The sequence below is a fragment of the Frankia sp. Allo2 genome (assembly GCF_000733325.1).
Classification (GTDB): Bacteria; Actinomycetota; Actinomycetes; order Frankiales; family Frankiaceae; genus Frankia; species Frankia casuarinae.
The window spans coordinates 219063-226652 of sequence record NZ_JPHT01000004.1 but is presented as its reverse complement, the minus strand read 5'-3'; the positions used below and the strand labels follow the sequence as shown (position 1 = coordinate 226652).

The window sequence follows — 7590 nt, the reverse complement described above, 5'->3', positions numbered from 1 at the left end:
CTCCCGCACCTTCCCGAACATCTCCGACGACGACGCCTGATAGAACCGCACCCCCGACATGTCGTTACCACCCGCGATCCGCAACGCCTCCAGAACCCGCAGCACCCCCATCCCCGTCGTCTCCCCGGTCAGCTCCGCCTGCTTCCACGACAACCCCACGAACGAGATCGCCCCCAGGTTGTACACCTCGTCCGGCTGCGAGATCTCCACCGCCCCGATCAACGACGGAAGATCCGTCAGATCCCCCTCCAACAACACCACCCCCGGCACCAGCCGCTCCACCGTCGCCACCTTCGGGTTCGACTGCCCCCGCACCAACCCGAACACCTCATAACCCTTCGCGGTCAGCAACTCGCCCAGATACAACCCGTCCTGACCGGTAATCCCGGTAATCAGCGCGCGAGGCACGTCGAATCCTTTCGTCGAAAAAATCTTCGGCCGGGTTCCCAGCTATTCAGGAACCCAGCCGGGCCGGGCTTCGCGGTACCTCGGCACCGAGCGCGTCAGCGGCCGCGAGGGTCGCCCGGCTCGAGGCGAGCAGCTCCGCGGTGACACCGGTGTCGCTGCCGCGGCACATCCGCAGGAAGGCCGCCGCGGCGGCGTGATGCCCCTTGTCCTGCGGCCCCTTCCAGGTGGAACGTCCATCGATCACCAGTTCGCGGTAGTCGTCGATGCGGACGTGCCGGCTGCCCGCCAGCGCCTCGAGGTGCTCCTTACGCACTCCGCGGGGACGGGCGGAACTGTAGGAGATGGCAGACAGGGAACCGTCGGCATGCCGGAGCGTGACCGCCACATCGGGAGCAAGCAACAGCTCGGCCTCCCGCCCGGCGAGCGCCGTCACCGTGTCCACCTCGCTGCCGGCGAGCGCGGCACAGGTGTCGACGAAATGGCAGACCTCACCGAGCAGCCGGCCACCCTGGACCCGGTCGTTGTACCAGTGGTCGGCCGGCACCGGCCCGGCGGCGATCCGATAGCTCAACGTNAGAGGACCATCCCGGTCGGCCAGCGCCGCGCGAGCTGCGGTGACCGCCGGGGAAAAACGCCGGTTGTATCCGACGACAAGCACCCCGCCGCCGGTCGCCGCCGCCTTCTCCACCCGGTTGAGCTCGTCGAGGCTCAGCGCGAGCGGCTTCTCGCACCATACGTGCCGACCGCGTTCCAGGGCCCGGGCGGCGAGGTCGGCATGCGTCGCATGCGGCGTCGCGATGACGACCACGTCGACGTCGTCGTCGTCCAGCACGGCGTCGGCGCCGGCCACCGCCCCGGCGAACCCGTGCCGGTCCGCGAAGGCCCTGGCCGACCGGCCACCGGCGGAGGCCACCGTGACCAACTGGTCAAACCCGGCCGCCCGGAAGGCGGGCAGCAGAACCGATCCGGAGAACGTCCCGGCCCCGATCCAGCCGACCCGGCTGCCCCGACGTCCCGCTGGGGCGGATCGCTGGCGGGGCACCCGCGGCCGCGGGCTGACCGACCGGTCCCGGGTCGGGCCCGCGCTGTGCGCCAGTGCAGCCCCGGCCACCGCGGACCCGACCCGTTCGGACCCGACCCGTTCGGACCCGACCCGTTCGGACCCGACCCGTTCGGAGGCAGCCGACGCCGGGTAGTCGAAACGGATCCCCAGGTACGGCTCGCTGCGGGTGGCGACGATCTCGTAGGCCCGCGGCGCCGCGTCGATCGGAAAGGCGTGGGTGACAAGATCATCAACTCGCAGCCGGTCGGCCGCGAGCAGGTCGAGCACGGCCTCCTGGTTGCGTCCCTCGGTCCAGCGGACCTGCCCGGCCGGGTAGTCAACCCCCCACTCCTCGTAGCCACGCTCGTACCGGCCCGGTCCGTAGGAGCGGGCGAAGCGCAGCGTCAGCTCCTTGTCGTAGAACGGCGCGCGAAGCAGGCCCAGTCCGACGTCACCCACCACGACCAACTGCGCCCGGTCCCGGGCCAGCGCGGTGGCCCGCATGACCGGTTCCGCCGAGCGACCAGCGGCGCAGATGAGGACCGCGTCGGCACCACGGCCCCGGCTCCATGCGCGGACCGCGGCGGTGGTGGCCTCGCCGGACTCCCGCAGCGCACGGACACCGCTCGCCTCGGCGGTGACCAGCGGCAGATCGGCAAGGTCGATGCCGGCGACGTCACATCCGCTGGCGAGCCCGAGCCGGGCTGCGAGCTGACCGACCAGCCCCAGCCCGACGACCACCACCTTCGCCCCGGGGCCCACCTCCGCCAGGCGCAGCCCGTGCAGGGCGATAGAGCCGATCGTGGCGAACGCCGCCGCCCCCGGGTCGACCCCGCCCGGCACCCGGGCGCAGAGCAACCCGGGAACGGCCTGGAACTCGGCGTGGTTGGCGCGCCCGGCCCCACCCGTGGCGACGAGGTCACCGGGGCGGATGCGGTCAACCGCGGAGCCCACCTCGACGACGCGANCACATCCGCTGTAGCCGAGGGGAACGTCGGCGCCGAGCCGGTCCCGGACCGAACGCGCGGCCGGGATGAGACCGTCGGTCCTCGCCTTCTCCGCGACCTTGCGGACAAGGTCCGGGCGGGCCCGCGCCTTGGTCAGCAGCCCGGAGCGGGCGAGCGTGGTAACGGCACGTTCCGTGCCGGCGGACACGATCGTCGCAACGGTCGCCACCAGCACCTCGGTCGGACCGATGACCGGCACGGGAACGTCGACGACGCGCACCGCCCCGCCGGACGCCGCCTGTACCACCTGCTTCACCACGCCACCTGCTTCACCACGCCACCTGCTTCACCACGCCACCTGCTTCACCACGCCACCAGGGCGCCGCCGCGCCGGCCGACGGTCGGCGCCGGCAGGTGGACCCGCACCCACGCGCGGACCCGTACCGGCGTGTCGGCCCGAGTCTTCGGTACGACCGGGGGAAGTGAGGGCGTCGGGGGCGCCCACGCTCGCATCATGCTGCGCAGTGTAGTTGATGCATTACATTCAGCGATGAACATCGGCCTCGCCCATTCGAAGTGTCAGACCCGGAGGAACGGCATGCTCGAAGCGTCGGCCGCCGCGTGCATCGTCACCCTCGCGGCGACCCCGATCGTCATCGTCGGCATGCGTCGGATGGCGGCGATCGACGAGGTCACCGCGCGGTCCTCGCACCAGGTCCCGACCCCGCGTGGCGGCGGTATCGCAGTCGTCCTCGGGCTGTTCGCGGGCATCGGCCTGGCGGTGTGCATCCCTGGGCCCGGCGACGCCCGCGACCTGCTGTCGTTGACCATCGGCATCGCCCCGTTCGGCCTGATCGGACTCGTCGAGGACCTCAGCGGCATCGCTCCGCCGCGCCGGCTGGCCCTGCACGTCACCGCGGCCGTCGTCGCGGTGACGGCGGTGCGCGGGGCGGTGCTCGACGACCCGGTTCCGAGCGGCACAACCGTCCTGCTCGTCACGATCATCGCACCGGTCTGGATCACCGCGTTCGTCAACGTCTTCAACTTCATGGACGGCATCAACGGCATCTCGGTGACGACGGCGGTCCTGGCCGGGGCGGCGTTCACGGTGCTCGGAGCCGTCCAACACGTGGACGCGATCACGACCGGCGGTGCTCTCACGGCGGCCGCGGCGCTCGGTTTCGGCCCGTTCAACTTTCCTCGGGCCCGCATCTTCCTCGGGGACGTGGGCAGCTATTCGCTGGGAGCCGCGATCGCGCTCCTGGCGGTGCGGGCGGTCCTGGCGGGAATACCGGTGGAGACCGCCTTGGCACCGACGGCGCTGTACCTGGCCGACACCGCCTGGACTCTGCTACGCCGGGTGCGGGCGAAGGAACAGTGGTACCTGCCCCACCGCACCCATGCCTACCAGCGACTCACCACCGCCGGGTGGTCACACACCCGGGTGACCGGGCTGGTTGGCGTCCTGACGGCGGTCCTCGTCGCCTTGGGATTCGCCGCGGACGGACCACTGCCCGTTCGCCTGCTCGCCGACACGGCGGCCGGGCTGGTGCTCCTCGGGTACCTGAACGCTCCACAGCGCGTCGCGGCGGGACGGGACTCCGCCCGCCACTCGCGCGCCGTTCCCGCCCGCCCGCACCCGTCCCCCATGCCGGCCGCGTCCCCCATGCCGGCCGCGTCCCCCACACCGGCCGCGTCCCCCACACCGGCCGCGTCCCCCACACCGGCCGCGTCCGGAGTCGCGGCGATCCCGTCGCAACGCCGGCCGACGAACCCGGACAGGACAGACCGGACCGACGGGACCCGGCCACTGGGGGATGCCGGTCGAAGCCACTGATCGGCTCGTACCCCGCGACCGCCAGGCGGCCGACAACGACGACGGATGGCAATGAGATCGATACGAAGCGCGACACACGCGATGCGACATCGCCTACGTTTAGTCACTCACAGAATACAATACATTACTCATGGTGAAGTATGTAAAGGGCGACTGGAGGTCGAGGTCGGTGGTCCCCTCTCCTGTCCGGTCGCGCGTCCTGCTGGTGACGCACTACTTCCCCCCGGAGACCGGAGCTCCCCAGTCCCGGTTGTCGGAGACGGCACGCGCGTGGGCGGCGAACGGGCTCGACGTCACCGTACTCACCGGCATGCCGAACCACCCGACGGGCAAGATCCCTGCCGCCTATCGCGGCGCCTGGCTGCGGACCGAGCGGGTCGACGGGTACCGCGTCGTACGCACCTGGCTCTATGCCACTCCCAACGAGGGGATCGCCCGCAAGACCCTCGGTCATCTGTCGTTCATGGTCACCAGCGTCCTGCTCGGCGGCCGGCCCGCCGGCCCGGCCGACGTGGTGGTGGTGTCCTCGCCGACCTTCTTTCCCCTCGGCTCGGCCTGGCTGCTCGCCAGGCTGCGCGGCGCCCGGCTGGTTGTGGAGGTCCGCGACCTGTGGCCGGCCATCTTCGAGCACCTCGGCGTCCTCACCGACCGGCGGGTCCTCGGCGTTCTCGAACGCCTCGAACTCGCCGCCTACCGGGCCGCCGACGCCGTTGTCACGGTGACGGAGGGGTTCCGGGAGGACATCGTGCGACGAGGCATCGCGCCGCGCAAGGTGCACGTGATTCCCAACGGCGTGGACCTCCGCCGGTTCCACCCGACGACCGCGGCCTCGGCCGACATCCGGGCCTGGCTGGGCGCCACCGACGGCGACACCCTCGTGCTCTACCTCGGCGCCCACGGCATCTCGCACGGACTGACCTCGATCGCCGACGCGGCCGCCCGGGTGACCGGCCGGCCGATCCGGTTCGCCTTCGTCGGTGAGGGGGCCGAGAAACGCAGGCTCGTCGGGCACGTCGAGAGCCTGGGACTGGCCAACACGGTGCTGCGCGACGGGGTTGCCCGCGAGGAGGTACCCGCCGTCGTCGCGACCGCCGACATCTGCGTTGTCCCACTGCGGGACGTGCCGATGTTCGACACGTTCATCCCATCGAAGATGTTCGAGTTCCTCGCCGCGGGCCGCCCGGTGATCGGGGCGGTCCGCGGCGAGGCGGCCCGGATCCTCCTTGCCGCCGGGCAGATGGTCGTGCCCCCCGAGGACTCGGCCGCGCTGGCGGAGGCGATCCTGGTCCTGGCGGCGGACCCGGACCGCCGGGCGCGGATGGCCCGCGGCGGGCGGGCGCACGTCGAGGCCCACTACGATCGCGACGATCTGGCCCGCCGGTACCAGACGCTGCTGTTCGACAACGCACCGTTCCCGGCGCCGCCTCCACCGACGACCCTTTCCCCACCGGTGCAGGTACCTGCACCGGTACCTGCACCGGACGTGGTCGCATGAGGTTCCTCATCACCGGTGGCACCGGTTTCCTCGGAAGCCGGGTGGTCGACCGGGCGCTCGCGGACGGACACCGGGTCGTCGGGCTGGCGCGCAGCGACGCGGCGGCGACGAAGCTGCGCCGACACGGCGCGGGGACTGTGCGCGGTGACCTCGACGATCCGGCGACGTTGCTCCCGGCGTTCCGCGAGGCGAACTGCGAGGCGCTGATCAACATCGCCTCACTCGGGTTCGGCCATGCGGAGACGATCGTGACCGCCGCCCGTGCGGCCGGCATTCGCCGGGCCGTCTTCCTTTCCACCACCGGGATCTTCACCACGCTCGATCCACCCTCGAAGCGGATCCGGGTAGCGGCCGAGGGGACCATCGCGGCGAGCGGGCTGGACTGGACGATCATCCGACCGACGATGATCTACGGGGGTCCCGACGACCGGAACATGGCCCGGCTGCTGGCGCTGCTCCGGCGCGTTCCGGTGCTGCCGGTCCCCGGCGGGGGGCATCATCTGCAGCAGCCGGTGCACGTCGAGGACCTGGCCCGCACCGTGCTGCGCGCAACGACGACCGCGGCGGCGATCGGACGCGCCTATGACGTCGCCGGGCCGGAGGCATTGACGTTCCGGCAGGTCGTGATCACGGCCGGCGCCGCCGTCGGCCGGCGGGTGATCTGCGTGCCCGTGCCGGTCCGCCCCGTCATCGCCGTGACCCGCGCCTACGAGCGGCGGGTGTCCTCGCCAAGGTTGAAGGCCGAACAGATCGCCCGGCTCATCGAGGACAAGGCGTTCGCGATCGACGCGGCCCGCCGCGACCTGGACCATCGTCCGCGGCCGTTCGCGGCCGGTATCGCGGCGCAGGCCACCTCATCACCCTATCGGGTGACCCCAAGCCGCTCTCCCGACCGAACGGAGACCCGGATGTTCCGGATCGACCAGGCCACCCAGCTGCTCCAGGACCTCCAACGGATCGCCAGGGTGGCTGGTCCCCCGACGGCGCTGCGCTTCGGTGCCGCCGTGGCCCGGCATGCTCCGACCATCCGCCGGGCGGGCAACCTGGATGCCGCCGACCGGGCGATGGCCACCGGCGGCCACACCTACCGGCCGCTGCCCGGGGTGACGGTCATGTTGCCCGGCACCGCGTTCGGCGGCGCGCGCGAGATGTACTGCCGCGGGGTCTACCACGCCCTCCCCGGGTACGCGCCGGCGGCCGGCGAGGTCGTCGTCGACCTCGGCGCAAACCAGGGCCTGTTCTCGGTGCTCGCGGCGCGAGCGGGCGCCGATGTGATTGCCGTCGAGGCGCAGCGCGGGTTCGCCCCCGCCTTCATCAACCATGCCGCCGGCAACGGTGTGTCGAACCACATCCAGCTGCTCCACGCCCTGGTCGGTCCGACCGCCGGCGTGTTCGCCGATCCGCGGGCCCGCCGGAACGCGACACACTGGGACGGGGACGTCGACGTCCTCACCATGGCAGAGGTGTTCGAGGCTGGCGGGGNCGACCAGGNCGACCTCGTCAAGCTGGNCATCGAAGGCTCCGAGTTCGCCCTGTTCGACGAGCCTGGATGGCTGGACGCGGTTGGTCGGATCGTGATGGAGGTGCACACCGGGTTCGGCGATCCCCGTACGCTCGACGACCTGCTGGTCCGGCACGGCTTCGAGGTCACTCTGCTCGGTAACGACCTGGTGCCGACTGCCCATCTGGGCGACGCGGCGTCGGGCTACCTCTACGCCCGCCGGACCCGATCGACGACCCGGGCCATCCGCGGGTCCGCGCAGCCCGACGGTCGCCCGGTGTCGGTACCCGGCAGCCGCCCGTCATCCGAGCCCGGTTTCGTCGACGACCCCGCACCGCGGGGTGTCTCGGCGTGAGGCCG

The 7590-nt window shown here is 71.8% G+C and carries 5 protein-coding genes; 3 read left to right on the top strand and 2 right to left on the bottom strand.

Annotation, left to right across the window (positions count from 1 at the left end):
* A partial coding sequence (locus tag ALLO2_RS05530) for a GDP-mannose 4,6-dehydratase (protein ID WP_035730111.1) occupies positions 1 to 408 on the bottom strand: 408 nt, incomplete at its 3' end.
* A gap of 46 nt (positions 409 to 454) precedes the next feature.
* Positions 455 to 2713 (bottom strand): bi-domain-containing oxidoreductase, encoded by a 2259-nt coding sequence (locus ALLO2_RS05525; protein WP_035730219.1) that lies wholly within the window; start codon positions 2711 to 2713, stop codon positions 455 to 457.
* Positions 2714 to 2995: 282 nt separating this feature from the next.
* Here ALLO2_RS05525 and ALLO2_RS05520 point away from each other — a divergent pair, with 282 nt between their 5' ends.
* The 3 genes from ALLO2_RS05520 (at position 2996) to ALLO2_RS05510 (ending at position 7585) form a co-directional block, all read left to right on the top strand.
* Complete coding sequence (locus tag ALLO2_RS05520; protein WP_023840574.1) at positions 2996 to 4234, top strand: glycosyltransferase family 4 protein; 1239 nt, start codon at positions 2996 to 2998, stop codon at positions 4232 to 4234.
* Between the two features lie 169 nt (positions 4235 to 4403).
* Complete coding sequence (locus ALLO2_RS05515; protein WP_011435747.1) at positions 4404 to 5729, top strand: glycosyltransferase family 4 protein; 1326 nt, start codon at positions 4404 to 4406, stop codon at positions 5727 to 5729.
* Positions 5726 to 7585: an FkbM family methyltransferase gene (locus ALLO2_RS05510; protein ID WP_035730109.1), complete on the top strand. Its 1860-nt coding sequence runs from the start codon at positions 5726 to 5728 to the stop codon at positions 7583 to 7585. The genes ALLO2_RS05515 and ALLO2_RS05510 overlap by 4 nt, the downstream gene beginning before the upstream one ends.
* The last annotated feature ends 5 nt before the right edge of the window (positions 7586 to 7590 follow it).

Bases quoted from the DNA above. Each gene is read 5' to 3' on its own strand.
- ALLO2_RS05520 (WP_023840574.1), top strand. From the start codon at position 2,996: ATGCTCGAAGCGTCGGCCGCCGCGTGCATCGTCACCCTCGCGGCGACC.